The 24134-nt window shown below is 71.4% G+C and carries 24 protein-coding genes and 1 pseudogene; 15 read left to right on the forward strand and 10 right to left on the reverse strand.

Going from position 1 to position 24134, the window contains the following annotated elements:
• Window positions 1–10 precede the first annotated feature (10 nt).
• Entirely contained in the window at window positions 11–1666 is a 1656-nt protein-coding gene (locus DMB66_RS20215; RefSeq protein ID WP_125805658.1) for an NAD(P)/FAD-dependent oxidoreductase, read from the reverse strand.
• Between the two features lie 64 nt (window positions 1667–1730).
• Here DMB66_RS20215 and DMB66_RS20220 point away from each other — a divergent pair, with 64 nt between their 5' ends.
• On the forward strand, window positions 1731–2360 hold the full coding sequence (locus tag DMB66_RS20220; protein ID WP_125805659.1) for a TetR/AcrR family transcriptional regulator: 630 nt from the start codon (window positions 1731–1733) through the stop codon (window positions 2358–2360).
• Window positions 2361–2628: 268 nt separating this feature from the next.
• Window positions 2629–3372 carry an ATP-binding protein gene (locus DMB66_RS20225; RefSeq protein ID WP_125805660.1) on the forward strand — a complete coding sequence of 248 codons (744 nt, stop codon included), beginning with the start codon at window positions 2629–2631 and terminating at the stop codon, window positions 3370–3372.
• Window positions 3373–3375: 3 nt separating this feature from the next.
• Here DMB66_RS20225 and DMB66_RS20230 read toward each other — a convergent pair whose 3' ends face one another.
• The 3 genes from DMB66_RS20230 to DMB66_RS20240 form a co-directional block, all read right to left on the reverse strand.
• Window positions 3376–3906 (reverse strand): hypothetical protein, encoded by a 531-nt coding sequence (locus tag DMB66_RS20230; protein ID WP_125805661.1) that lies wholly within the window; start codon window positions 3904–3906, stop codon window positions 3376–3378.
• An 81-nt stretch (window positions 3907–3987) separates the two neighbouring features.
• The gene (locus DMB66_RS20235) at window positions 3988–5202 is read right to left on the reverse strand and encodes a globin domain-containing protein (protein ID WP_125805662.1); all 1215 of its coding nucleotides are present in this window, start codon (window positions 5200–5202) and stop codon (window positions 3988–3990) included.
• Window positions 5203–5230: 28 nt separating this feature from the next.
• Entirely contained in the window at window positions 5231–5659 is a 429-nt protein-coding gene (locus DMB66_RS20240; protein WP_125805663.1) for an Rrf2 family transcriptional regulator, read from the reverse strand.
• A 141-nt stretch (window positions 5660–5800) separates the two neighbouring features.
• Between DMB66_RS20240 and DMB66_RS20245 the strand changes: the two genes are divergently transcribed.
• From DMB66_RS20245 to DMB66_RS20255, 3 genes are read left to right on the forward strand one after another with little or no spacing between them, the layout of a single operon-like run.
• The gene (locus tag DMB66_RS20245) at window positions 5801–6175 is read left to right on the forward strand and encodes a PadR family transcriptional regulator (protein WP_125805664.1); all 375 of its coding nucleotides are present in this window, start codon (window positions 5801–5803) and stop codon (window positions 6173–6175) included.
• Window positions 6172–7545 (forward strand): permease prefix domain 1-containing protein, encoded by a 1374-nt coding sequence (locus DMB66_RS20250; protein ID WP_125805665.1) that lies wholly within the window; start codon window positions 6172–6174, stop codon window positions 7543–7545. The genes DMB66_RS20245 and DMB66_RS20250 overlap by 4 nt, the downstream gene beginning before the upstream one ends.
• Before the next feature lie 42 nt (window positions 7546–7587).
• Complete coding sequence (locus DMB66_RS20255; RefSeq protein WP_125805666.1) at window positions 7588–8241, forward strand: transglycosylase domain-containing protein; 654 nt, start codon at window positions 7588–7590, stop codon at window positions 8239–8241.
• Between the two features lie 4 nt (window positions 8242–8245).
• On the opposite strand, the gene DMB66_RS20260 is transcribed toward DMB66_RS20255, so the two are convergent.
• Complete coding sequence (locus tag DMB66_RS20260) at window positions 8246–9976, reverse strand: GAF domain-containing sensor histidine kinase (protein WP_233624721.1); 1731 nt, start codon at window positions 9974–9976, stop codon at window positions 8246–8248.
• A 76-nt stretch (window positions 9977–10052) separates the two neighbouring features.
• On the reverse strand, window positions 10053–10922 hold the full coding sequence (locus DMB66_RS20265) for a universal stress protein (RefSeq protein WP_125805667.1): 870 nt from the start codon (window positions 10920–10922) through the stop codon (window positions 10053–10055).
• A gap of 167 nt (window positions 10923–11089) precedes the next feature.
• On the opposite strand from DMB66_RS20265, the gene DMB66_RS20270 reads away from it, so the two are divergent.
• Window positions 11090–11785, forward strand: coding sequence for a CBS domain-containing protein (locus tag DMB66_RS20270; protein WP_125805668.1), 696 nt, complete (start codon window positions 11090–11092; stop codon window positions 11783–11785).
• A gap of 85 nt (window positions 11786–11870) precedes the next feature.
• Window positions 11871–12512 (forward strand): response regulator transcription factor, encoded by a 642-nt coding sequence (locus DMB66_RS20275; protein WP_125805669.1) that lies wholly within the window; start codon window positions 11871–11873, stop codon window positions 12510–12512.
• A gap of 63 nt (window positions 12513–12575) precedes the next feature.
• On the opposite strand, the pseudogene DMB66_RS65945 reads toward DMB66_RS20275, so the two are convergent.
• Window positions 12576–13184, reverse strand: a pseudogene (locus DMB66_RS65945) (FG-GAP repeat domain-containing protein); the annotation flags it as partial.
• On the opposite strand from DMB66_RS65945, the gene DMB66_RS61260 reads away from it, so the two are divergent.
• The gene (locus tag DMB66_RS61260) at window positions 13126–13296 is read left to right on the forward strand and encodes a hypothetical protein (RefSeq protein ID WP_158647294.1); all 171 of its coding nucleotides are present in this window, start codon (window positions 13126–13128) and stop codon (window positions 13294–13296) included. The pseudogene DMB66_RS65945 and the gene DMB66_RS61260 overlap by 59 nt on opposite strands.
• 7 nt (window positions 13297–13303) lie before the next feature.
• On the opposite strand, the gene DMB66_RS20285 is transcribed toward DMB66_RS61260, so the two are convergent.
• Entirely contained in the window at window positions 13304–14317 is a 1014-nt protein-coding gene (locus DMB66_RS20285) for an SUMF1/EgtB/PvdO family nonheme iron enzyme (RefSeq protein WP_125805670.1), read from the reverse strand.
• 77 nt (window positions 14318–14394) lie between these two features.
• A complete protein-coding gene (locus tag DMB66_RS20290) occupies window positions 14395–15579 on the reverse strand; it encodes an erythromycin esterase family protein (protein WP_125805671.1) in 1185 nt (394 codons plus the stop codon).
• Between the two features lie 77 nt (window positions 15580–15656).
• Between DMB66_RS20290 and DMB66_RS63860 the strand changes: the two genes are divergently transcribed.
• Window positions 15657–16343 carry a TioE family transcriptional regulator gene (locus DMB66_RS63860; RefSeq protein ID WP_125805672.1) on the forward strand — a complete coding sequence of 229 codons (687 nt, stop codon included), beginning with the start codon at window positions 15657–15659 and terminating at the stop codon, window positions 16341–16343.
• Here DMB66_RS63860 and DMB66_RS20300 read toward each other — a convergent pair.
• Window positions 16325–16915 (reverse strand): TetR/AcrR family transcriptional regulator, encoded by a 591-nt coding sequence (locus DMB66_RS20300; RefSeq protein ID WP_125805673.1) that lies wholly within the window; start codon window positions 16913–16915, stop codon window positions 16325–16327. The two genes, DMB66_RS63860 and DMB66_RS20300, sit on opposite strands and share 19 nt — an antisense overlap.
• 85 nt (window positions 16916–17000) lie before the next feature.
• Between DMB66_RS20300 and DMB66_RS20305 the strand changes: the two genes are divergently transcribed.
• The 6 genes from DMB66_RS20305 to DMB66_RS20330 all read left to right on the forward strand — a co-directional run bounded on the left by DMB66_RS20305 (window position 17001) and on the right by DMB66_RS20330 (window position 23856).
• Window positions 17001–18155, forward strand: a complete 1155-nt coding sequence (locus DMB66_RS20305) for an FAD-dependent oxidoreductase (RefSeq protein WP_125805674.1) — start codon at window positions 17001–17003, stop codon at window positions 18153–18155.
• Between the two features lie 16 nt (window positions 18156–18171).
• The gene (locus DMB66_RS20310) at window positions 18172–18780 is read left to right on the forward strand and encodes a transcriptional regulator (protein WP_125805675.1); all 609 of its coding nucleotides are present in this window, start codon (window positions 18172–18174) and stop codon (window positions 18778–18780) included.
• The gene (locus DMB66_RS20315; RefSeq protein WP_125805676.1) at window positions 18777–20204 is read left to right on the forward strand and encodes a pyruvate, phosphate dikinase; all 1428 of its coding nucleotides are present in this window, start codon (window positions 18777–18779) and stop codon (window positions 20202–20204) included. The genes DMB66_RS20310 and DMB66_RS20315 overlap by 4 nt, the downstream gene beginning before the upstream one ends.
• 98 nt (window positions 20205–20302) lie before the next feature.
• Window positions 20303–21607, forward strand: coding sequence for a PHB depolymerase family esterase (locus DMB66_RS20320; RefSeq protein ID WP_125805677.1), 1305 nt, complete (start codon window positions 20303–20305; stop codon window positions 21605–21607).
• A gap of 32 nt (window positions 21608–21639) precedes the next feature.
• Window positions 21640–22698 (forward strand): cellulose binding domain-containing protein, encoded by a 1059-nt coding sequence (locus tag DMB66_RS20325; RefSeq protein WP_125805678.1) that lies wholly within the window; start codon window positions 21640–21642, stop codon window positions 22696–22698.
• Between the two features lie 153 nt (window positions 22699–22851).
• On the forward strand, window positions 22852–23856 hold the full coding sequence (locus DMB66_RS20330) for a LacI family DNA-binding transcriptional regulator (protein ID WP_233624723.1): 1005 nt from the start codon (window positions 22852–22854) through the stop codon (window positions 23854–23856).
• The last annotated feature ends 278 nt before the right edge of the window (window positions 23857–24134 follow it).

Below are 24134 nucleotides of genomic sequence, written 5' to 3' on the forward strand. Positions count from 1 at the left end.
ATCCGGGTGGTCATCGCCGGAGCGGGCGGCGCAGCGGGGAGCTGGGCTTGGACGCGGCCAGCGGGTCCCAGTCGGGGCCGATCGGGGTGAGTTTGGCCGGGTCGGCGAGCACGGCACCGGCCTTGACCTCGGCGCTGAGCGGGCGGCGGAGGATCGCCCCGGCCGTGCCCAGCCCGCCGCTGACGGCACCGACGATGCCGCTGCCCCAGATGGTGCTGGCGCCGGTGAGCCACAGGCCGCGGATCTCGGTCCGGGGGCCCGGCCGGCGTGGGCCGATCTGGTCGGCGGCCATCTCGATGCCGTAGCAGGAGCCGAGGCTGGACAGCGTGAACCGCTCCTGGGTGACCGGGCTGGACGCCTCCCGCCAGACGATGTGCTCACGCAGTCCGGGGATCACGGTGGTGGCGCGGTCGATCAGGTGCTCGGTGAGGCGTTCCTTGCGGGCGAGGTATTCCGCGTCCCGGCTGTAGCCGTCGCCACCGGGCCAGAACGTGCCGTGCGGGGCGAGGCACATCACTTCGAGCGTGGAGTGGCCGGGCGGGGCGGCGTGGGTGTTGCCCGGGTCCTTGGTGGTGGCCGAGGTGAGGAAGATCGGCACCTCGGCCGGGATGCGGCCCTCGTAGGCGTCGCGGTACAGGGCTTCCACGTCGGTGTGCGGGTAGCACCAGTAGGTGCTGTTGGGCAGCCGGCCGGCCAGGTCGATGTCGAGCCCGAGATAGACGCTGAACAGCGGCAGCGCCATCCGGTATCGCCGCACCCGGGCGATGGTGGCCGGCGTCAGGTGTTCGCGGCCGACGAGGTCGAGGTACGTGCGCTTGAGGTCGGCGCCCGACACCACGATCGGGGCGTGGATCGTGTCGCCCCCGTCGAGCTGGACGCCGGTCGCGGCTCCGTCGGCCACCAGGATGCGCGTGACGCGCGCTTTGGTGCGCACCTGGCCGCCGTGGGTCTGGATGACGTCGATGAGGTGGGCCGGGACGACCTGGCCGCCGCCGCGCGGATACCAGGCGCCGCCGGTGAGGTAGTGGTCGAGGAAGCCGCCGTGCAGCGCGATCGACGTCCGGGACGGCGGCGCCCCGTAGTCGCCGGATTCGCCGACGATCACCGCCCTGGCCAGCGGACTGAGCCGGCATGCGGCGAACAGCCAGGTCAGCGGCAGCTGGCCGAGCGCGGCGACGGTCGGCGCCGCGCGGACGAACCGCAGCATGCCTCGCACGGTCGGCCTGGGCATGACGCCGGCGCGCAGTTCGGCGCCGATGCGCCGCAGGATGCCGACGCAGCGCCGCAGGCCGCGCCGCTGGTCGGGGAACGCCTCGATCAGCCGGGCCAGGTAGGTGTCCCAGTCGCTGGGCACCCGGAACGTGAGGCCGGGGAACACCAGCGTGGAGTGCCCGTCGGGGTCGAGCCGGCGGAACTCGATCCGGCCGTCCAGCCCGAGGCCGCGCAGCGCTGTCGTCATGCGCCCGCCGGGGTGGCACTCGCCGATGTAGTGCATGCCGACGTCGAACTCGTACCGGTTGCCCTTGCGGCGGAACACCTGGCTGCAGCCGCCGGCGACCTGGTTCTGCTCGAGCACCAGGGTGCGCTTCCCAGCGGCGGTGAGATAGGCGGCGCAGGTGAGCCCGCCGAGGCCGGAGCCGATCACGATCGCGTCCCAGTCGTTCACAACGACACCTCCGAGGGCAGCGTAGCATCCGATATAGCAAGCGATATAGCAGTAGGATCACCGCATGCCCGAACGCCGTGCCGACCCCGCGGTGCGTGTCCGCCTGCTCGAAGGCGCCGCCCGCCTGCTCGCCGAGGAAGGCCCCTCGGCGCTCACCCTGCGCCAGGTCGCCGCGGAGGCGGACACCTCCACCATGGCGGTGTACACGCACTTCGGCTCGATGCCCGATCTCGCCGACGCGGTGGTCGCCGAGGGCTTCGCCCGGCTCGCCGCGCTGCTCGCCGAGGTGCCGCGCACGGACGACGCGATCACCGACCTGGCCGGCCTGAGCCGTGCCTACCTGCTCAACGCGCGGCAAAACCCGCACCTGTACGCCGTCATGTTCGGCACCGTCGCCCTGGGCAAGCACCGCCCGAGGACCGCCGGCGACCGGGAGCGCGGCCGGCACACGTTCGACGAGATAGTCGAGACCACCCGCCGCGCCGTGGCACAGGGACGGCTACGGCCGGCCAAACCGGTGGTGATCGCCAACCAGCTGTGGACCGCGATCCACGGTTACGTGCTGCTCGACGTCGGCGGCTATTTCGGCGACGACGGTGTCGAGCATGTCCTGGTGCCCATGGTCGTGAGCCTGCTCAGCGGCCTGGGCGCCGACCGGGAGGCCGCGCTCGCGTCGATCAAGACGCTCGCGTGACAGCTCCCGTTCATCCGACCTCCTGGCCGGCCGGTGGCATGTCAACCTTCTGCCGCAAAAGGTTCATCATCAGTCTTATGGGTGATGGAATTCCCGGCCGGGTTGCCGTAGGGCCGCCGTCCCTTTAAGACTTGACGGCGGACTTGGCCGCGTTGGCTGGCTAGTGCGAGGGTGTGTAGTCATGGCAGATCACCTGCCAGCAGCTGGATCGTCCCCGTCGGACCCGAGCGCACGCGCTGTCACTCTGACCGCGGACACCGCGAGTCGGGTGATCGAGCTGACGGCGCGCGGCCGCTGGGACCGGCTGCTGCACACCGAGGTCACCGACACGCTGCGGAAGTGCTTCGCGCAGCACCCGGCGGCTTTGATCCTCAACGTGCACGACCTCGATGACGGGGGAGCGGCCAGCGCGACGGTGTGGATGAGCGCGCGGATGATCGGTGCGGACCTGGACCCGCCGGTACAGGTCGTGGTGTGCGTGCCCACCGACACCCCGCTGGCGGCCCGGCTCCAGCGGCTGGGTGCCCGGCGCATGCTTCCGCTGTTCGCGAGCATGCCGGAGGCCCGGTCGGCGGCGGCCAGCCGCCTGCCGCTGACCGATCGGCTGGTGGCGCGGCTGGCGCCCACCAACCAGGCGCCGGGCATCGCGCGCGGTCTGGTCTCCGCCGCCTGCGCGGCCTGGTCGTTGCCGAGCCTGCTGTACCCGGCCAAGCTGGTCGTCTCGGAGCTGGTTCTCAACGCGGTGGAACACGCCGGCACCGACATCGAGGTGACCATCTCGCGCCGTGGCACCGGAATCCACATCGCGGTCGCCGACCTCGACCCGCGGCTGCCCGACATGCCGGCCCGCCCGCGGTCAGCGACGGACCAGCACCACACGGGGCTCAGCGCGGTGCGATCCGTCGCCACCATCGCCGGAACGATGTCGACGCCCGCCGGCAAGGTCGTCTGGGCCGTGCTGCGCCCGTCGCCGGGCGAGACGGTCATCGGCGCCGGCCGGCCGCCGGCGTGACGGTCACCAGCGGGCCAGCTTGGCGCGCTCGGCCTTCGTGAAGGTCCGGGGCGGCAGGAGCCCGTTCCGGCACCGGTAGTGGGGCCACATCCGCGAGGTGCACTTCGCGTTGTGCCCGGCGCCGTTCGCGTGGCCGAGTTCGTGGTCGATGATGGACTGTCGCGTGTACCAGCCCTTCCGGGCCAGCGTCGACGAGAGGCGAATCACGGAGGTCTTGCGCGCCCGGGTCCAGCTCGTCCACGCGCCGTGTCCGTGGGTGGCGTCGCTCTGGACGACCCGGATGCAGCGGTAGCCCGTGCGGCACTTACCGAGACGCATGTCCGAGCCGGTGTAGCGGTCGACGAACGATACGGAGCGGCGCAGCGCCGAGTCGAAGCGCGAGCCGACGTGCTCCTCGACGTAGACGACCTTCGAGCTGAGACTGGACGAAACGGTCCATTCGATGCCGGCGGCGGCGGGAGCCGGGACGGCGACCGGAGCGAGCGTCGCGGCCAGGATCGCCGTAAGCGCCACGCGGGCGGGGAGCGGGGTCACTGGATGGAGGGCCTTCCGTCGAGGAGTTGGCCCGCGTGATACCCAACCGCCCGCCGGCGTACGCACCTTCTCGCGAACTGCCTAGCGGGCCGCGGGCATCGGGTCCGCGTGCCACTGCTCGGAACCGAAGACCTCGTACCGGATCTGGTCGTCGCTTATCCCACGGCGGTGCAGCCCGGCCCGGACGGCCTGCATGAACGGCACCGGGCCGCACAGATAGACGTCGGCGTCGGGGTGCAGCGGGATGACGTCGGTGTCGACGAAACCCTGGTACGCGCCCGGGGCGTCGCTCGCCTGCTCGTACCAGACGAAGGCGGTGCAGGACGTCAGCCGCGAGCCGTAGCCGGCCATGTCCAGGCGCAGCGGGTGGCGTTCGGGGCTGCGGTCGGCGTGCACGATCGTGACCTGGCGGGTGGGCTGGGTGCGGGCCACGTGGTCCAGGATCGCGGCCATCGGGGTGATGCCCACCCCGGCGCTGACCAGCACGAGCGGCGCCGTGCTGTCGCGCAGGGTGAGGTCGCCGTACGGGTGGCTCAGCCGCAGCCGGTCGCCGGCACTGACCCGGTCGTGCAGGTAGCCCGAGACCACGCCGTTCGGGGCGCCACCGCTGCCGCGTACCCGCCGTACGGTGATCCGTAGCGTGCCGCCGGTGGCCGCCTGGGAGAGCGAATACTGCCGGAGCTGGCGGCTGCCGTCAGGCAGGTCGGCCGCGACGGTCACATACTGGCCCGGCAGGAAGGCGGGGGCCGGCAGGCCGTCGGCGGGGGTCAGGATGAACGACATCGTGTCGTGCGCCTCGGCGATCTTCTTCGCCACCAGGTAATCGCGCCACGGGTCGGCGCCGTCCACCCCGGCCTCGGCATAGAGCCGCGCCTCGCGGCCGATCAGCCGGGCGGCGAAGAGCCAGTAGACCTCGTCCCAGGCGGCGGCGACCGCGGGGGTGACCGCGTCGCCCAGCGTCGCGCCGACCGCGCCCATCAGGTAGCGTCCGACCATTGTGTACTGCTCCGGGCGGATGCCCAGGGCGCAGTGCCGCTGGGCGATGCGCTCCACGATGTGGTCGAAGACCACGGCCTCCGGGCCCGCGCCGACCAGGTGCGCGGCGAAGGCGGCGACCGCGCCGGCCAGGGCGCTCCGCTGCTCGCCGGTGGCCTGCGCGCTGCGGCTGAACAGGTCGAGCAACTCCGGATTCTCGCCGAGCATCGTGTCGTAGAAGGTGCCGGAGATCTGGTCGAGGTGCCTGCCGACGACCGGCAGGGTGGCCTCGATGACCGGGGTGCTGGTGGCAGAGAGCATCGGTTTCTCCTGGTGACGGGTGGGTCGGTCAGTGCCGGCCGAGGCTGAGCAGCACCTGCCGGGTGGGCGGGGCGCTCAGATCGCCGACAGTGATCGGGTCGAGGGTGGCGTAGAACGCTTCCTGCGCGCGGCGCAGTGCTCCGCGCAGCAGGCAGCCCTGGCGCAGCGGGCAGGCCGGCTCGCCCTCGCAGTCGACGACCTCGGTCTCACCCTCCAGAGTCCGGACGAGACCGCCGATCGAGGCGGTGTGCGCGGCAGCGACGAGGCGAACCCCGCCACTGCGGCCCCGAACGGTCTCCAGCAGCCCCAGATGCTGCAGCCGCTGCACCACCTTGGCCAGGTGGTGCCGGGGCACCGCGAGCGACTCGGCCAACTCGTCGATGGTGAGCCGGCCGTCGCGCACCGCACTGAGCATGAGGATGCGAAGACTGATGTCCGTGGATCTGTTGAGCCGCACGACACGACCCTACCGATAACGGGACTCTAAGACTCCTCTTTATGAGAGGTGTCACGACGATCGCCCGACGGTCCGTTGCGCTCCAAAATACCTAGCGCTACTATGCATCGTACTTCTAGGGTACGGGCGGGGGTAAGTCTCGTGAAGGTCACCAAGGATCTTGTGGCCGCCTCGGCGACGCCGATGGTGCTCGGCATTCTGGCCGAGGAGGACAACTACGGATACGCGATCCTGCGACGGATCAACGAGCTGTCGGGCGGCGAGCTGGACTGGACCGAGGGGCTGCTGTATCCGTTGCTGCACCGCCTCGAGCGCCTCGGCTATGTGTCGTCGAGCTGGCAGTCGGTCACCGGCGAGCGGCGCCGCAAGTACTACAGCATCACCAGCAGGGGCCTCGCCGAGCTGGCCGAGCAGCGCCGCCAGTGGGACACCGTCGTCGACGCGCTCAAGGGGATCTGGCTCGGCCTCGGCGACCGCGGCCCGCTGCCGGCGATCACCCTGGAGTGCCGGGCATGACGGCGCGGGAGGGGTACGAGGAGCTGGAGGCGCAGTTCGCGCAGTGGCGCCACTACGTCGAGGGCCGCCGGGAGCTGCAGTCGTCCGACGCCGACGAGCTCGAAGACCATCTGCGCGGCTCTGTCGACGGGCTCATGGCCGCTGGCCTGAGCCCGGACGAGGCGTTCCTGGTGGCCATCAAACGGCTGGGCAGCCTCGACGACTTGTCCCGCGAGTTCGCCCGGGAGCACTCGGAACGGCTGTGGAAGCAGCTGGCGCTGACCGGCGAGACCGCTGGCGCCGAGGCTGACCCGCGATCGCGACGTGACCTGTGGGTGATGGTCGGCTGCGCGGCGGGCGCGGCGGCCTCGGTCAAGGCCCCGGCCCTGTTCGGGATGGGGTTCGACGGCAACGAGTCGTTCTACGCGCCGAACTTCAGCCTGTTCGCGCTGCCCTGGCTCGCGGGCTACCTGGCCTGGCGCCGGCAGGCCGGGCGCCGGCTGATCGCGATCCTGGTGGCGCTCTTCGCGCTCGGCGCCGTGGCCGCCAACGTCTATCCGCTGACCGACGAGTCGCAGTCCGTGGTCATCACCAGCGTCCACCTGCCCATCGCCCTCTGGCTCGTGGTGGGTCTGGCCTATGTGGCCGACGACTGGCGCTCGTCGCGCCGGCGCATGGATTTCATCCGATTCACCGGCGAGTGCTTCATCTACTACGTGCTCATCGCCCTGGGCGGCGGTGTCCTCATCGCCTTCATGTTCGGCACGTTCGAGGCGATCGGCGTCGCCCCCGAGGAATTCATCACCGGGTGGCTCATGCCCTGCGGCGCGGTGGCCGCGATGGTCGTCGCCGGCTGGCTGGTCGAGGTCAAGCAGAGCGTTATCGAGAACATCGCCCCGGTGCTGACGCGGCTGTTCACCCCGCTCTTCACCGCGGCCCTGCTGGCCTTCCTCGTCGCCGTCTTCTGGACCAGCGCCGGCATCGACGTCGAGCGCGAGGCGCTGATCCTGTTCGACCTGCTGCTGGTCGTGGTGCTGGGGCTGGTGCTCTACTCGCTGTCGGCCCGCGACCCGCTGGCCCCGCCCGGCCTCTTCGACAGGCTGCAGGTCGCCCTCGTGGCCAGCGCGCTGGCCATCGACCTGCTGGTGCTCCTGGAGATCACCGGGCGCATCACCGAGTACGGCACGACGCCCAACAAGGTCGCGGCGCTCGGCGAGAACGTCATCCTGCTGGCCAACCTCGCCTGGTCGGCGTGGCTGATGCTGAAGTTCCTCCGCCGGCGCACGCCCTTCGCGGACCTCGAGCGCTGGCAGACCAGCTACCTGCCGGTGTACGCCGGGTGGGCCTGGGTGGTCGTCCTCGTCTTCCCCCCGCTGTTCAGTTTCGCCTGACGAGGATCGCGGGGGTCGCCGCCGAGCCATTACTGTGTGGCAATGACTCTCGTCGACGCGGCACCGCCTCCCAGCGACGCGCGCTCCGCCGCACCGGCGTGGCGCAACGGCCCGCGATGGATCGCCGGCATCCTGGCCGCTTTGATCCTCGCGGCCACCGCCGCCGTCGTCGGCGCCACCTACTACTACGACGGGGTGCCCGCGCCTGCGCCGTTGCCGGTTTCGCATCCGGTCGTGCAGGTCAAGGACCTGCCGCTGCCGGTGTCCAACGCCTTCGTCGCGGCCGTCGACCCGGACTTCTACGGCTCCAGAAACATAGCGATGAGCTCGTCCCTGCTCACCCGGCGTTACATGGTGATCGCCTCCGACACCGCCGGTGCCGACGCGGAGTCCAGCTGGCGGATCAGGGTCATGGCCGACAAGTTCGAGGCCGAGTATGGTCAGCCGGAAATCCTCGGCTTTTACCTCAACGACGCCGACTACGGCAGCGGGGCGGTGGGCCTGGTCGCCGCGGCTCGGACGTATTTCCGGAAGCCGGCCAAGCAACTGACCGTCGCCGAGGCGGCCCGGCTCGCGGTGCGGCTCGATCCCGACCGGCCCGACCCGAAGGCGGGGTGGGCGCGCGTGCTCGACACGATGGTGGAGCGCGGCTGGCTGGGCTCGGCCGAACGGAACAAGCTCACGTTCCCGGGCTGAGCGGTCAGCCGGTCAGCGGCACCCGCCACACGACCGTCGTGCCGCCGGCCTCACCCGGCCCGACCTCGAAGGATCCGCCCAGGTCGAGGGCGCGTTCGTCCAGGTTGACCAGTCCGCCGCGGGCCCGGGCGGGATCGGTGCCGATGCCGTCGTCCTGCACGCACACGACGACCTCGTCCCCGGTCGCGCGCACGGACACCCGGACTTCTTTCGCCTGGGCGTGCCGGGCGACGTTCGACAGCGCCTCGCGCACCACGGCGAGGATCTCCGGAACGACGTCGTCGGGCACCGCGCTGTCGACGGGCCCGGACACATCCAGCGTGGGCCGGAAGCCGAGCGCTTCCGTGGCCGCCTCCAGGGCGTCGCCCACCTCGGTGCGCAGGGTCTTGCCGACGGGTGCGCGCAGCTCGAAGATCGAGCGGCGGATGTCGCGGATCGTGGCGTCCAGGTCGTCGACGGTGGTGTTGATCCGTTTGACCGCGTCCGGGCGCAGCGCATGCGGGGCGATGCCCTGCAACTGCATGCCGGTGGCGAAGAGCCGCTGGATGACGACGTCATGCAGGTCCCGGGCGATGCGCTCGCGGTCCTCCAGCACCACCAGGAGCTCGCGTTCCTCCTGGGCCTGCGCACGCTCCAGGGCGAGCGCGGCCTGACCGGCGAAGTTCGAGAGCATCGTGACGTCGTCGCCGGGATGATCCTGGCGTCCGGCGTTGTGCGCCACCGTCAGCACGCCGTGCAGGGTGCCACCCGCGCCGAGGGGAGTGGCCATCGCTGGTCCGTCCGGCACCGGGCCGGGCCAGTCCGCCGCGGCGCGCAGGTCGTCGACCACGACCTGCCGGCCCTGGCTGAGTGACTCCAGCGTGGCATTGTCGGCCGGCACGACCGCTCCCACCAGGTTTGCCGAGGCGGGGTCGACGCCGTCCGCGACCTCGATGGTCAGCTGGTCGGCGGTCTCGTTGTAGAGCAGGACCAGGACCAGGTCCGCCTCGGTGATCTCGCGGGCCCGGCGGGCGATGAGCCGGAGCGCCTCGGTGCGCTGGACGGTGCCGAGCAGGACGCCGGTGATCTCGGCGGCGGCGGACAGCCAGCGTTCGCGGCGCTGGGCGAGGGCGAAAAGGCGGGCGTTGTCGATGGCTACGCCCGCGGCGGCGGCGAGGGCGACCATGATTTCCTCGTCGTCGTCGGTGAATTGCGCGGCGCCTTGCTTCTCGGCGAGGTAGAGGTTGCCGTAGATCTGGTCGCGGGTGCGGACCGGTACGCCGAGGAAGCTGTGCATGGGCGGGTGGTTCGGCGGGAAACCGTACGAGCGCGGGTGCTGGGTGATGTCGGGCATCCGGACGGGCTGCGGGTCGGTGATCAGCAGGCCGAGCACGCCGCGGCCGCGGGGCAGGTCACCGATGGCGGCGTGGGTTTCGGCGTCGATGCCGTGGGTGATGAAGTCGGAGAGCTGCCGATCCGGGCTGATGACGCCGAGTGCGCCGTAGCGGGCGCCGGCGAGGGCGCAGGCGGACTCGACGATGCGTTGCAGGGTGCTGCGCAGGTCGAGGTCGGTGCCGATGCCGACGACGGCGTCCAGCAGGGCGCGCAGCCGTTCGCGGCTGGTGACGACCTCGCCGACGCGGTCGAGCATCTCCTGGAGCAGTTCGTCGAGGCGGACCCGGGAGAGCGGGCTGAGCCCCAGGGACGGTGGAAGGTGCTGCCGTCCGTCCTGGGTAGTGCCGGGGTCGCCGTCCATGTGGTGATGCTATCCGCCGCCTTGTCCGCGGGGAACGAGGCTGGGGCGCCGAGTCGATGGCGCCCAGCTCGTCCGGTCATGCCGCGGGAGGCTCGTGGACCACAGCGACGGTGCACGCGGAGTGACGCAGTACGTGCTGGCTCACCGAGCCGAGGAACATCCCGCGCAGGGCCCCTCGGCCGCGGCTGCCCACCACCAGCAGTTGCGCGGCGGTGCTCGCCCTGACCAAGGCCGCGGCCGGGTGCTCGACGACGACGTCGGTAGTGACCTTCACCTGCGGATACCGGTCATGCATCGCGGTCACGTGCGCGTCAAGCGATATGTGTTGATCGGCGATGGCGCCCTCGACGACGTCCGGGCGGGTCTCCCAGGCGCCGGCCGGCCGTGACCACGCCTGCACCACGTGCACCGCGACATCACGTTCGGCGGCCTGGGCGAACGCGAACCCGAGCGCGGCCTGAGCGCCGGGGGAGTCGTCCACCCCGACGACGACCGGATCGGTGGGGGCGGCGTGCCCGCGGACCACGACGACCGGGCAGCGCGAGTGCGCGCTGACGGCGACGCTGATGGAGCCGAGCAGGCCGGTGACCGCGCTGTGCCCCTGGGCGCCCAGCACGATCAGGCTTGCTTCGGCGGATCGGTCGATCAGGGTGAGGGCGGCAGCGGCGTTCACGATCGAGATGCTGGTGCGTACCGTGGGGTGGCTGAGCTTCGCGGCGGTGACGGCGTCGTTGAGCATACCTTTGATGGCGCGGTCGGTCTCGCCGTCCGGCCAGACGGCGGGCGCCGGAATGGTGGACGCCGCAGGCGCCCAGGTGGGCCATTCGTAGGCGTAGAAGAACTCGATCAGGGCGCCGGTGCGGGATGCCTCGTCGAGGGCCCAGCGGGCGGCGAGGCGGGCTTCCGGCGAATGGTCGTAGCCGACGATGATTTTCTTGGCGGTCATGCTGGCCTTCTCTCCGACAAGGAACGCGTTACCGCTCCTCTCCTCGATTCTCGGCACGCCGTCGTTGTCCCGGCAGGGCGACAGGGCCCGCAGTGACAGGCCGAGTGGCACTGCTCGGCAGGGCCATGAATTCCTACCGTCGAAGGTGGAGCAGAGGAGGCTTGGCCATGAAACTCTGGCGCGTGGACGATGTGATGACCAAAGACGTCGTCTCGGTCCGGGAGGACACCCCGTATCGTGCCGTCGTCGATCTTCTGATCGGTCGCCGGGTGAGCGCGGTACCGGTCGTCGACCGTGCCGAGCGGGTGATCGGTGTCGTGTCGGAGGCCGACCTCCTGCACAAGGTGGAGGCCGGCGGCGGCGCGCACCCCCGGATCTCCGACGCGTGGCGACGTCGCGGTGACCGGGCGAAGGCGGGGGGCCGAACCGCCGCCGACGTGATGACGTCACCGGTCGTGACGGCCGAACCGTCGCTGTCCCTAGCCGCCGCCGCCCGCCGGATGCAACGTGAGCACGTCAAGCGGCTGCCGGTCGTGGACTCCTTCGGCCACCTGATCGGCATCGTGACTCGCAGTGACCTGCTGAAGGTGCATCAGCGCACGGACGCGGAAATTCGCCGCGACGTCGTGAACGAGGCGCTGCACGACGTCCTGGCGATCAAGGGTGCCACCGTGCAGGTGGAGTGCGCCGACGGCATCGTCACCCTGTCCGGCCGGGTGCGCTTCCGGTCGTCCGCCGATCGGATCGCCCGGATGACGCGCCGGGTGCCGGGCGTGGTCGACGTGGCGGACGGGCTGGCCTTCGAGGTCGACGACAGCCTGATCAACGGCTCGGAGATCGGTACACCCTTCGGCGTCGCGTGACGCCGGGGCGGGCCGAGGAATCCCGCCACGCCGAGCGGGACGTCGGACTTTGGTGGAAGGGCTCCGGAGGGAGTAGGAAGAGCATATGATCCGTGTTTTTCTGCTCGATGACCATGAGATCGTCCGTCGTGGGCTGGTTGATCTGCTGCAGGCCGCCGGTGATATCGAGGTGGTCGGTGAGTCGGGCCTGGCGCAGGAGGCGACCCGGCGTATCCCGGCGTTGCGGCCTGATGTGGCGGTGTTGGATGCCCGGTTGCCGGACGGTAGTGGCATTGATGTGTGTCGTGATGTGCGGGCGGTGGACTCGTCGATCAAGGGGTTGATTCTGACCTCGTACGAGGATGATGAGGCGTTGTTCGCGGCGATCATGGCGGGGGCGGCGGGTTATGTGTTGAAGCAGATCCGGGGGACGGATCTGGTTGATGCGGTGCGGCGGGTGGCTGCGGGGCAGTCGTTGCTGGATCCGGCGGTGACTCAGCGGGTGTTGGAGCGGATTCGTAACGGGGTGGAGCAGCCGCGGGAGTTGGCGTCGTTGACGGATCAGGAGCGGCGGATTCTGGAGTTTGTGGCGGAGGGTCTGACGAATCGGGAGATCGCCGGGCGGATGTTCTTGGCGGAGAAGACGGTGAAGAACTACGTGTCGAGTTTGCTGGCGAAGTTGGGGTTGGAGCGGCGCACGCAGGCTGCGGTGCTGGCCACCAAACTGCTCGGCGAGCACCCACACTGATTCAGCAGCTTCCGCGGCGGGTTCGCACACTGTTCGCTCGCCGCCACCGCCCGGCAGCGAGGTGAGCAGGTCCGCGCGCCCGTCGCCGTTGAGGTCGGCCGCGGTGACGGCCACCGGCGGCGCCGGGGTGGAGTATTCACGGGCCGGGGCGAAGGTGGCATCGCCCGCGCCGAGGAGCACGACGACGCTCGACGACCCGTTGCCGGCGGCGGCGAGGTCGAGTGCGCCGTCGCCCTTTCCGCGCAGGACGCTGACCGTGCTGGACCGCTGGTTCGCGGTCACCAGGTCCAGGGTGCCGTCGCCGTCGAGGTCACCGACGGCGATCGCGCGGGGAGCGGGGCCGACGGTGAGCGTCGTCGCCGGCCAGAAGGTGCCGTCGCCCCGGCCCAGCCGTACTGTCACCTCCTCGCCGCCGAAGTTCGCGGTGGCGAGGTCGGTGGCTCCGGCGCGGTTGAGGTCGCCGGCGACCGTCAGGTACGGGTGGCTGCCGACCGGGTAGTCGACCCGGGCGGCGAAGGTTCCGTTGCCCGTGCCGAGCCGGACGCTGACCGAGTCGTCGTCCAGGTTCGTCACCACCAGGTCGGTTCGGCCGTCGGCGTTGAGGTCGGCGCCGATGACTGCCCGCGGATTGCTGCCGGTCTCCGCCGAGGTGGCGGCAGCGCCGAAGGTCACGCCGTTCGGGCACCGGGAGGCGGTCGCTGCGGCCGTCGGCGTGGTCACCGTGTGGGCCACGCCGTCGCAGCCGCTCAGCAGGAGGCAGGCTGCGAGCAGCCCGCGGTGGTAGGGACGCATCAGGCCCGCACCGCGGCGACCCGGAAGCCGACGGTGTTGTAGCCGCCGCTGCCGGCCCGGCCCTCGCCGCGGTAGTTCGTCCGGCAGCTCCGGCCGGTCGAATACCAGGAACCGCCTCGTACGGCGTTGACCTGCTTGCCGGCCTCCGCGCCGTTGCTCGCGGTGATCAGGCTGGAGGTCCACTCGAAGGCGTTGCCCGCCATGTCGTGGCAGCCGTACGGGCTGGCCCCGGCCGGGTAGGCGCCGACCGCGCTGGTGTAGCCGCCGGTCTTGCCCAGCGCGGTGAAGAGGTCGGTGTAGACGAAACCGGTCCAGGTGTCGTGGTCGATCCAGCCCCGCACCCCGCCGTCGGCGTCGACCGCGAGGATCGAGGAGAGTGGCTCGCTCTGGCCGTACCTCGTCGAGCTCTTGTGGTTGTAGGTCGCCGTGGCGGTGCCATATTTCGCGAGGTAGTAGGCCGACACCACGGCGTTGTAGTTGTAGTTGCTGGTCAGCGTCCCGTCGGCGTAGGTGGTGCCGGCCTGGTCGCCCCAGGGGTAGGTGTGGCTCTGCGGGCCGCGGGCGGCGTTCTCCCATTCCGCCTCGGTCGGCAGCCGGAACGTCCAGTCGCCGCTGGTGCTGGTCAGCCACGCGCAGAAGGCCTCCGCGTCCACGGCCGAGACATAGAGCACCGGATGGTCGGCCTTGCCGGCCGGATAGGTCGCGTCGCTCCAGTAGCCCGGTGCCGAGGCGCCCGGCACGGCGCTCAGATACTGCTGGTACTGGGCGTTCGTGACCTGGTATCGGCCGAGCCAGTAGTCCGCGGTGATGGGGGAGGACCCGCCGTCGCCGGCGAACGCGAAGGATTCGTTCGCCGGCACCGCGGCGAGAGACTGGCCGTTGACCTGGCTGGGACCGGCGCTCACCGCGGGAGCGCCCACGGCGGACGAGGGCGCGTCGCAGCCCGCGGCGGCGCCGAGGGCGATCCCGCCCAGGGCGAGCAGGACGGAACGGCGACCCGGGTGGTGATCCATGATTGCTCCTCACGAGATGACGTGCTGAGCTAAAACACCGGGTCTGTGCGTTCCCTTGGCGGTCGCTGTGCCCAGGCTCAGATCTCCCGGACGAAGACGATGGCGTCGGCCTGCTCGGTGGTGGCCGGGTCGAGCGGGAAGTAGGTGTGGTCGGCCGGCACGCGTGGCGTCAGCTTCCGGTCGAGGGCGGCGGCGAAGTGGCCGGGATCGATGACGGCGCGGGCGTGCGGGAGGGTCGACAGGAGCCCTTCGAGGGTGTCGGGCGGGGGCACGTCGGCGCCGCGGCTGCCGAAGGTGGTGGCGGCGAAGGCGTACTGGTCGCCGAGGTGGGTGCCGATGATGGCGCCCGCGCTCCACCACCGGCGCTGCTCGCCGGCGAAGTGCAGGTGACTCTCGTCGCGCTGCAGGTGGAGGTTGCCGGCGAAGGCGAGGACCGGCCCGCGCCGGGCCTCGCGGCGGAGGATGGCGTCGAGGTTGTCGGCCATGATCGCGTCGCGCAGGCCCATGAGCGTGCCGATGCGGGCGGGCGTGGGGTCGGCCATGCCGGCGTGATAGCGCAGCAGACCGACGGCCGTGCGCGCGTGCAGATCGGCGCGCCACCAGTCGTCGGGGGAGGTGACGGCCGTCAGGCGGGGCGCGTGCATGGTGAGCAGCGGCCGCAGGTCGTCGGCGAGCAGGCGCAGCTTCTCGGCCTCGGGAGTGCGGCCGATGGACCGGGTGGGATCCATCATGGTCGCCGGGTTGGTCCAGCGTTCGTCGGGGCCGAGCAGGTCTTCGAGGGTCTCGCGGCTCCAGGCCAGGTCGAGGTGGGCGGCGAGGTAGTCGTGCAGTGCGGTCAGGGCCGGCCGAGGGCTCGCCGGGCCGGTGATCTCCAGGGGGCCGTCGAAGCCGGAGAAGTGGAGCCGCTCGTGCCGGGGACACCGCTCGTTGTGGGCGCGCATCCAGCGGACCAGCTCGCGGTTGGCGGGTGCGTCGCCGAAGCCGTGGCTGAAGCCGCGGTCCATCGCGTCGTCGAGGGTTCCGATGCCGTCGGTGACGTACGCGTCGGCGGTCAGCGCCGACAGGCAGTCGCTCTCGATGGCGATCGAGCGGTAGCCCTCCCGCTCGACAAGGTGGCGGAAGAGCTCGTTGCGCAGTTCGAGGAAGGCTTCCACGCCGTGGGTGGGCTCGCCGAGGCCGAGCAGTCGGGTGGCGGGGGACAGGAGCGCGGTGAGGGCGCTGCCGGTGAAGGGACGGGCCGCGTCCCGGATCAAAGCCGTCATTCCCTCAACTGTATCGTTGAACCCGCAGTGTAAACTTTGGTCGGCGATCACGGCCGAGATGGGGAGATACCTTCAAAGTGCGGTTGCGGCCCATCGACCTCGCGCGCGGGCACGGCCTGTCCACCCAGGCGGTGCGCAACTACGAGGAGGCGGGCATCCTGCCGCCGGCCGAGCGCTCGCCGCACGGCTACCGTGCCTACGCGCCGCGCCACGCGGCGGCGTTGCGGACGTTCCTGGCGCTGGTCCCCGCGCACGGCCACGCGACCGCGGGGGCGATCATGCGGGCCGCGAACGGCGGCGCGGTCGAGGAGGCGCTGCGGCTGATCGACGAGAGCCACGCGCAGCTGGCCGGCGACCGCCGCACGTTGGAAGCGGTGGACCTGGCGTTGCGCGACCTGGCTCCGCCGCGTGACCTGGAGCCGGGTGTCACGTTCATCGGGCCGCTGGCGCACCGGCTGGGCGTCCGGCCGGCGACGTTGCGCAAATGGCAGCGGGCCGGCCTGGTCACACCCCGGCGTGACCCGCACACGGGCTACCGCGTCTACACCTCCGCCGACGTGCGCGACGTGCTGCTGGCCCACCAGCTTCGCCGTGGCGGGCACGGGCTCCAGCAGATCGCCCAGGTGCTGGAGCGGGTGCGGGCGGCGGGCGGTCCGGAGCCGCTGCAGGCGACGCTGCGGGAGTGGCGCGACCGGTTGACGGCGCGGGGCCTGGCGATGCTGGCGGGCGCGGGCGCGCTCGACACCTACCTGGGGACGCCGTAGTCGGCGAGCGCGTCCACCGCCCGCCGGATGCGGGTGGCCGCCGCTGAGTCCGTACCGCCGCTGAGCGCGACGTGGTGCAGCACGCCGACCACCGCCAGGGCCAGCGCCTCCGGGTCGGCGCCGGCCGGCACCCGGCCGAGCTGTCGCTCGGCGGCCAGATAGCGGGCGACCGCGTGCTCGACCGCTTGCAGCCCGGCGGTCCCGGCGCCCAGCACCGCCTCCACCTCCGCCGCCAGCTGCGGGCGGAAGACCATCAGCCGGGTCAGCGCCAGCAGTGTGCCCAGCGGCGTCGCGAGGACGGCCTCGCTCACATTTCCGGCGACCGTGCCGGTCCCGGCGCGCGCCGGCAGGCCGGCCACCTCGCCGGAGATCTGGAAGGCGCGGTCGACCGCATATCCGGTCAGGAAGGCGTCGAAATTCGCGAAGTGGGCGTAGAGGAGCCCGGTGGCGACGCCGGCCTCGCGGGTCACGGCCCGGCCGGTGAGCCGGCTCGGCTCGGCTCCGGCGATCACTCGCTCGACGGCAGCGAACAGCTGCTGCCGGACTTCTGGGATGGCGACCCCGCGTGGCATGCCCCGAGCCTAGCCGGTTGCGCCGGTATGAACAGATGCTCATACTAGTTTGAGCAAACGCTCATTCTTGACCGGGGAGTGCCGGATGAAACGTGTAGTGATCGTGGGTGCGGGCATAGCCGGCCTGGCCACCGCCCTGCGACTGGGACGGGACGGGTGGCAGGTGATCGTGGTGGAGCGGGCCCCGGCCCGGCGCAGCAGCGGCTACCTGGTGAACCTGCTCGGGCCGGGCTACGCCGCCGCCGAACGGCTCGGCCTGCTCCCCGCGCTGTCCGCCCGGGCCCTGGGCGTGTTCACCACCGTCCTGGTCCGGGCCGACGGACGGCCCAAGTTCACCGTGCCGTCCGCCATCGCCGAGGCCGCCCTCGGCACGCGAACCCTGACGGTCTTCCGCGGCGACCTGGAGTCCACGCTGTACGAGGCGGTGCGCGACCGGGCCGACATCCGCTTCGGCACCACGGTCACCGCCGTCGACCAGGACGTCGACCAGGTGCGAGTGACGCTGAGCGACGGCACCACGGAACGCGCCGACCTGCTGGTCGGCGCCGACGGAGTGCGCTCCGCCACCCGTACGGCCGTGTTCGGCTCGGGCTCCCAGGTCGACCTGCCGTACGTCGTGGGTGCGTTCTCCCTGCCCCACCCGGTGGCCGGCGTGCCGGAGTCCTCGGCCACCACGTTCATCGGCCCGGGGCGTACGGCGGCGATCGTCAATCTGGGCCCGCGGCGGTCAACGGCGTTCTTCGCGTACCGCTGCGCGGACCCGGCCGCCGAGCTGAAGCGCGGGCCGGTGGCGGCGCTCCGCGCGGCGTTCGGCGACCTGGGCGGCGGCGTGCCCGGCGCGCTCCGCCACCTCGAGGAGGACCCGTCCGACGCCTACTTCGACGCGGTCAGCCAGGTGGTCATCCCACGCTGGAGCGCCGGCCGGGCCGTGCTGCTCGGGGACGCGGCCTGGTGCGTCACGCTCTTCGCCGGGCACGGCGCGGCCCTCGCGCTCGCCGGGGCCGACCAGCTCGGCGCCGCCCTGCGGCAGCACGACGACATCCCCGCGGCGCTGGCCGAGTGGGAAGCGGGGCTGCGCCCGGAAGCCGCCAAGCGGCAGGCGCTCGCCCGCCGCGGCATGCTCCAGTACGCGCCGCCCAGCCGGTTCCACGTGTGGATGAGCGACCTGACCATCCGGGCGATCACCCTGCCGGGCATTCGCGGTCTCGTCCGGCGCGGGATCGAACGTGCCAGCCGCTGACGGGTATTCTCCGACCATGACGGGCGGCGCCGACCTGCTGGTCCTGCACACCCTGCGCTGCATCGGATTCGCCGAGTTGCCACGGGTGGCCGACGCCAGCGGCCTGGAGGAGCCGGAGGTGGAGTCGCACCTGATCGATCTCGCCGTGGCGGGCCTGGTCACCCGCATACCCGGGGCGTTCGGCGGGTGGGGCCTCGCCGAGGCGGGCCGCGCCGAGGACGCCCGGCGGATCACCCACGAGCTCGACGCGACCGGCGCCCGCAGCGCGGTGACCGAGGCATACCAGGGTTTCCTGGTGCTGAATCCGGAGTTGCTGGACCTCTGCACCGCGTGGCACCTGCGCGTCGTGGACGGCGTCGCGGTGCCGAACGATCACGACGACCACGCCTACGACGCCCGGGTCCTGGAGCGGTTCGCCGACCTGGACCGGCGTGCCGATGCCGTCTGCGCGGCGCTGTCCGCGGCGCTGCCGCGATTCGGACGATACCGGGTACGGCTCACCGCGGCGCTCGGCCGGGTGCGGTCGGGTGCGCTGGAGCATCTGGCGGACAGCACCGTCTCGTATCACAGCGTGTGGTTTCAGCTGCACGAAGACCTGCTGGCGACCCTCGGCATCCCGCGATGAGCGGGGTGCACCGGCTCTCCGGCGACGTCGAGGAGTCCGCCGAGGTGCTCGGCGGCAAGGCACACGGCCTCATCGCGCTGCGGCGGCTCGGCCTGCCCGTGCCGCCGGGGTTCGTCATCGACACCGGCGTCTGCCGCGCCTTTCTCCGCGACGGCCGGCTCCCGGCGGGCCTCGACGGCGAGCTCGCGGAGGCCGTCCGCGCGCTGGAGGCCGCCACCGGGCGGCGCTTCGGTGCGGCCGAGCGGCCGCTGGTGGTGTCGGTGCGCTCCGGCGCCGCCGTCTCGATGCCCGGCATGATGAGCACCGTCCTCAATCTCGGCCTGACGACGGCGGCCGCCGCCGGGTTGACGGCCGAGACGGGCGACCCGGCCTTCGTTCTCGACTCGCGCCGGCGGTTGTTGTCCGGCCTCGCCGAGCCGGTCCCGGACGACGCGATGGCTCAGCTCCGGACGGCGGTCGAGGCGGTCTTCTCGTCGTGGCACACGCCCCGCGCTGTCACCTATCGCGACCTGCACGGCATTCCGCACGATCGCGGCACGGCCGTGGTGGTGCAGGCCATGGTGTTCGGCAACCGCGATGACCGCAGCGGCAGCGGGGTCGCCTTCAGCCACGACCCGAGCACCGGGGAGAAGACGCCGTTCGGTGAGGTCCTGTTCGGCCGGCAGGGCGAGGACGTCGTCTCCGGCCGGGCCAGCACCCGCCCGCTGTCCGACGTCGCCGACCGCGAGCCGGCGGTGTGGAACGGTCTGCTGGCAGCCCTGGACCAGATCGAGCGGCACTACCGCGACGCGTGCCACGTCGAGTTCACCTTCGAGTCGGGCCGCCTGTGGTTGCTCCAGGTGCGGTCCGGCGGCCTCGTCGGGCGTGCCGCCATCCGCGCCGCCGTCGGCCTGGCCGACAGGCAGCTCATCAGCCGGCGTACGGCGGTGCGGCGAATCTCGCCGGGGGACCTCCGCAACGCCCGGGTGCCACGCATCCAAATCGATGACGTGCACGACATCCTGACCCGCGGACGGGGTGCCAGCCCCGGCGTCGCGACGGGCCGCATCGCGGTCACCGCCGATCGCGCCGCCCGCATGGTCAGCGACGGTCCGGTCGTCCTGGTGCGGCCGCATACGTCGCCGCTCGACATGCACGGCCTGGCCGCCGCCGCGGGGATCGTCACCGTCCGGGGTGGACCGACCAGCCACGCGGCCGTGGTCGCCCGCGGCATGGGCAAGCCCGCCGTCGTGGAGGCGGCCGGCATCGTCGTCGACGCCGGCGCCGGCTGCGTGCGGGCCGGCGACCGGGTCTTTCCCGAGGGCACCCTCGTCACCATCGACGGCACCGGCGGCGAGGTCGTGCTCGGCGAGCCCGCTACGACCACCGGCGCGGCGGACGAGCACGTTCGGCGCCTGCTCGACTGGGCTTGCCAACCGGACTGAATAGATCGATACTGCTAACTGTTTCAGGAGCCGGAACACAAGTCGGGTGCCGGGCAGCCCCCGATCGCTTCGCCTTGTCCCGGAGGACTGAAACGCCCATGAGACTGAAGATCAGAATGTTGGCGGCCGCCCTGGTGGCCGCCCTGGCGACCATGGTCGCCCTGGCGGTGGCAACGCCGGCGGCCGCGGCGACGCTGACCGAGGTGACCGGCTTCGGCACCAACCCCACCAACCTGCGCATGCACCTGTACGTCCCGGACCGGGTGGCGGCGCGGCCGGCGATCCTGGTGGCGGTGCACTACTGCAGCGGCTCCGGCCCGGCGTTCTACTCCGGCACCCAGTACGCGGCGCTGGCGGACCGGTACGGCTACATCGTGATCTACCCGTCGGTGACCCGCAGCAGCCTGTGCTGGGACGTCTCCTCGGCGGCTGCGCTGCGCCGCGGCGGCGGCAGTGACCCGGTGGGGATCATGTCGATGGTCGACTATGTGAAGCAGCGGTACAACGCCGACCCGGGCCAGATCTACGCCACCGGCACCTCCTCCGGCGCGATGATGACCAACGTCCTGCTCGGTGACTATCCCGATGTGTTCAAGGCCGGTGCCTCGTTTGCCGGGGTGCCGTTCGGCTGCTTCGCCACCACGAACGGCTCGGAGTGGAACAGCGAGTGTTCCGGCGGGCAGCTCATCAAGACCCCGCAGCAGTGGGGCGACCTGGTCCGCAACGCCTACCCCGGCTACACCGGGGCGCGGCCGCGGATGCAGATCTGGCACGGCACCAACGACGACACCCTGCGTTACCCGAACTTCGGTGAGCAGATCAAGCAGTGGACCAACGTGCACGGGCTGAGCCAGACCCCGACCTTCACCGACACCCCGCAGTCCGGCTACACCCGCACCCGGTACGGCGGCAGCGGCGGCATGGCACCGGTCGAGGCGATCAGCATGCAGGGCGTGACGCACAACCTGCCGGTCGACGCCGCCCAGGTGATCCGCTTCTTCGGCCTCGACACCACCACTCCGCCGACGACCTCACCCACCACAGTGCCGCCCACGACGACTCCGCCCACCTCGCCGCCGCCGGCGGGTGGCTGCAGCGTCGCCTACACCGTCAGCGCGTGGAACACCGGGCTGACCGCCGCCATCACCATCACCAACACCGGCGGCACGGCGGTCAACGGCTGGAGCCTGGCCTTCACGCTCCCCGGTGGACAGACCATCACCTCGGGGTGGAACGGGACCTACTCCCCGACCAGTGGGGCGGTGACCGCCCGGAACGTCTCGTACAACGCCGCCATCGGCCCGAACGCGTCGGTCGGCATCGGCTTCCAGGCCACCCACACCGGCAACACCGGCGAGCCGGCCTCGTTCACCCTCAACGGCAGCGCCTGCGCAGTGGCGTAAGCCCGTCTCGCCAGCCCACCTGGAGGATTCTCATGCGGAAGCTCAGCGGCATGCTCGCCGCGGCGTCGATCGCGGTGCTGGCCGTCGCCGGGACGATGCTCGCCGTCGGCCCGGCCAGTGCCGAGTCGAACGGCGGCGTGCGCGTCATGCCGCTGGGCGACTCGATCACCGACGGGTTCAACGTGCCCGGCGGCTACCGGGTCGACCTGTGGCAGAAGTTCGTGGCCGGCGGGTATCGGATCGACTTCGTCGGCTCCCAGTTCAACGGCCCGGCCGGCCTCGGCGACCACGACCACCAGGGACACTCGGGATGGACGATCGCGCAGATCGACGCCAACGCGGCGAGCTGGCTGCGGGCCACGACCCCGCGCACCGTGCTGCTGCACATCGGCACCAACGACATGTTCAGCGCCTCGGCCGGTGCGCCGCAGCGGCTGTCCACTTTGCTCGACACGATCACCACCACCGCGCCCGACGCGGAGGTCTTCGTGTCGACGATCATCCCGTTGTCGGGTGCCGACTCGCAGGTGCGCACCTACAACGCGGCGATACCCGGGATCGTGCGGAGCAAGGTCAACGCCGGCCGGCGGGTGCACCTGGTGGACATGTATCCGGCGCTGACCCTCGCCGATCTGGCCGACGGTGTGCACCCCAACGCCGGCGGCTACAGCAAGATGGCCACCGTCTGGTACGACGCGCTGCGGTCGGTGCCGCGCAGCATCACCGAGGACACCCCGCCGACGTCCACACCGCCCACCAGCACGCCGCCCACGAGCACGCCACCATCGGGCGGTTGCAGCGCGGCCTACCGCGTGGTCAACGGCTGGAGCGGCGGCTTCCAGGCCGAGGTGACGGTGCGCAACGACGCCACCGCCGCGCTCAACGGCTGGACCGTGCGCATGACGCTGGGCGGCGGGCAGAGCATCACCAACCTGTGGAACGGCGTGAACACCGGCAGCAGCGGGGCGATCAGCGTGCGGAACGCGGCGTACAACGGCTCGGTCCCGGTCAGCGGCACCACCACCTTCGGGTACGTCGCGAACGGCAACTCCGCCGCCGTACCGGGTGCCGTGAGCTGTTCCAGCCCTTGATCCGTTCAGAAACGCCGTAGCAGGGGCGGCCGGCCGACGCCGGACGCCCCTGCCTTGCCGTACGTCCGGAAATACCCGGCTTTGACGGCTGCCTCGCAAGGTTGCGATACTTGTTTCGAGTGCCACGGGAAGGGGTCCACGGTGGGCCGGGAAGTGTCCGATCGACGGGCGACGCTGGCCGCTGTCGCCCGCGAGGCCGGGGTCTCGGTGCCGACCGTCTCAAAGGTCGTCAACGGCCGAACAGACGTGGCGCCGGAGACCCGCGCCCGGATCGGCGTGCTCCTGGCCCAGCACGGCTACATCGCCCGTGGCCCGGGTGGCGCGCAATCGACGGTTCGCACGGTGGATCTCGTCTTCGACGCCATGCAGACGCCCAACAACCTTGAGATCGTCCGCGGCGTGATCGAGGCGGCCACCGTCGAGGACGTCGATGTCGTCGTCGGCTTCGTGCCGGACGACCCGCTGGGTGCGGCGTGGGCCCGCCGGACGGCGCACGCGCAGCGCGAGGGCATGATCGTCGTGACGTCGAGCATCACCCCGCAGCAGTGGCGGCACTTCGTCGAGCAGGACATCCCGGTCGTGACCATCGATCCGGTGAACATCCCGCATCCGGAGCTCCCGAGCGTCGGCGCCACGAACTTCAACGGTGGCATGGAGGCGACGGCACACCTGGTCGCCCTGGGGCACCGGCGCATCGGCTTCATCGAGGGCCCGCCGGAGGCCATGGTCAGCATCGCGCGCCTGCACGGTTACCACGCCGCGTTGTCTCAGGGCGGGCTGACCGTCGACCCCGAGCTCATGCGCGCCGGGGAGTTCACCTTCGATGCCGGGTTCACGGCCGCGGCCGAGTTGCTGAGCCTGCCGGGGCGCCCGACGGCGCTGTTCGCCTCGAACGACGCGCAGGCCCTCGGCGCGATCGAGGCGGCACGCACCCTCGGGCTTCGGGTGCCCGAGGAGCTGAGCGTCGTGGGCTTCGACGACATGCTCGCGGCGCAGTGGTCCGCACCGCCGCTGACCACGGTGCGGCAACCGTTCGCCGAGATGGGCCACATCGCGATGCGCCGGCTGCTGCGGCTCATCGCCGGCGAGCAGCTCAGCTCGCCGCGCATCGAGCTGGCCACCCAGCTCGTGATCCGCAAGTCCACCGCGGCGCTCTGACGCGGCTCTCCGGGCAGGGTCCGTAGGTGCTCCTTGCCTGTTTTCCGGCAACTTCATCGCAGAAGCGGAAGCGTGCTCGAAAGTTTTCGAAGCCCTAGGCGACGAAGTCGAGAGGGATTTGTGCTGCTCGGAGCACTTTTAGCGACGGGCCGGCGCTGGTAGGTCTGGAGTTTCTGGCGACTTCGATCGGCCTATTGACACTGCATGTTTCGAAACATTACGTTAACGGCGTCGTCCCCGGCCCGTCTCCGACCGCAGCAGGCGGAGGCCGCCGATGG

It is taken from the genome of Actinoplanes sp. ATCC 53533, from assembly GCF_003947245.1.

What these genes read in the sequence shown, in the direction of transcription:
- DMB66_RS20220 (WP_125805659.1), top strand. Translation starts at nt 1,731, where the DNA reads ATGCCCGAACGCCGTGCCGACCCCGCGGTGCGTGTCCGCCTGCTCGAA.
- DMB66_RS20235 (WP_125805662.1), bottom strand. Translation starts at nt 5,202, where the DNA reads ATGCTCTCTGCCACCAGCACCCCGGTCATCGAGGCCACCCTGCCGGTC.
- DMB66_RS20250 (WP_125805665.1), top strand. Translation starts at nt 6,172, where the DNA reads ATGACGGCGCGGGAGGGGTACGAGGAGCTGGAGGCGCAGTTCGCGCAG.
- DMB66_RS20255 (WP_125805666.1), top strand. Translation starts at nt 7,588, where the DNA reads ATGACTCTCGTCGACGCGGCACCGCCTCCCAGCGACGCGCGCTCCGCC.
- DMB66_RS20260 (WP_233624721.1), bottom strand. Translation starts at nt 9,976, where the DNA reads ATGGACGGCGACCCCGGCACTACCCAGGACGGACGGCAGCACCTTCCA.
- DMB66_RS20265 (WP_125805667.1), bottom strand. Translation starts at nt 10,922, where the DNA reads ATGACCGCCAAGAAAATCATCGTCGGCTACGACCATTCGCCGGAAGCC.
- DMB66_RS20270 (WP_125805668.1), top strand. Translation starts at nt 11,090, where the DNA reads ATGAAACTCTGGCGCGTGGACGATGTGATGACCAAAGACGTCGTCTCG.
- DMB66_RS20275 (WP_125805669.1), top strand. Translation starts at nt 11,871, where the DNA reads ATGATCCGTGTTTTTCTGCTCGATGACCATGAGATCGTCCGTCGTGGG.
- DMB66_RS61260 (WP_158647294.1), top strand. Translation starts at nt 13,126, where the DNA reads ATGACTGCCCGCGGATTGCTGCCGGTCTCCGCCGAGGTGGCGGCAGCG.
- DMB66_RS20285 (WP_125805670.1), bottom strand. Translation starts at nt 14,317, where the DNA reads ATGGATCACCACCCGGGTCGCCGTTCCGTCCTGCTCGCCCTGGGCGGG.
- DMB66_RS20290 (WP_125805671.1), bottom strand. Translation starts at nt 15,579, where the DNA reads ATGACGGCTTTGATCCGGGACGCGGCCCGTCCCTTCACCGGCAGCGCC.
- DMB66_RS20300 (WP_125805673.1), bottom strand. Translation starts at nt 16,915, where the DNA reads ATGCCACGCGGGGTCGCCATCCCAGAAGTCCGGCAGCAGCTGTTCGCT.
- DMB66_RS20305 (WP_125805674.1), top strand. Translation starts at nt 17,001, where the DNA reads ATGAAACGTGTAGTGATCGTGGGTGCGGGCATAGCCGGCCTGGCCACC.
- DMB66_RS20310 (WP_125805675.1), top strand. Translation starts at nt 18,172, where the DNA reads ATGACGGGCGGCGCCGACCTGCTGGTCCTGCACACCCTGCGCTGCATC.
- DMB66_RS20315 (WP_125805676.1), top strand. Translation starts at nt 18,777, where the DNA reads ATGAGCGGGGTGCACCGGCTCTCCGGCGACGTCGAGGAGTCCGCCGAG.
- DMB66_RS20320 (WP_125805677.1), top strand. Translation starts at nt 20,303, where the DNA reads ATGAGACTGAAGATCAGAATGTTGGCGGCCGCCCTGGTGGCCGCCCTG.
- DMB66_RS20325 (WP_125805678.1), top strand. Translation starts at nt 21,640, where the DNA reads ATGCGGAAGCTCAGCGGCATGCTCGCCGCGGCGTCGATCGCGGTGCTG.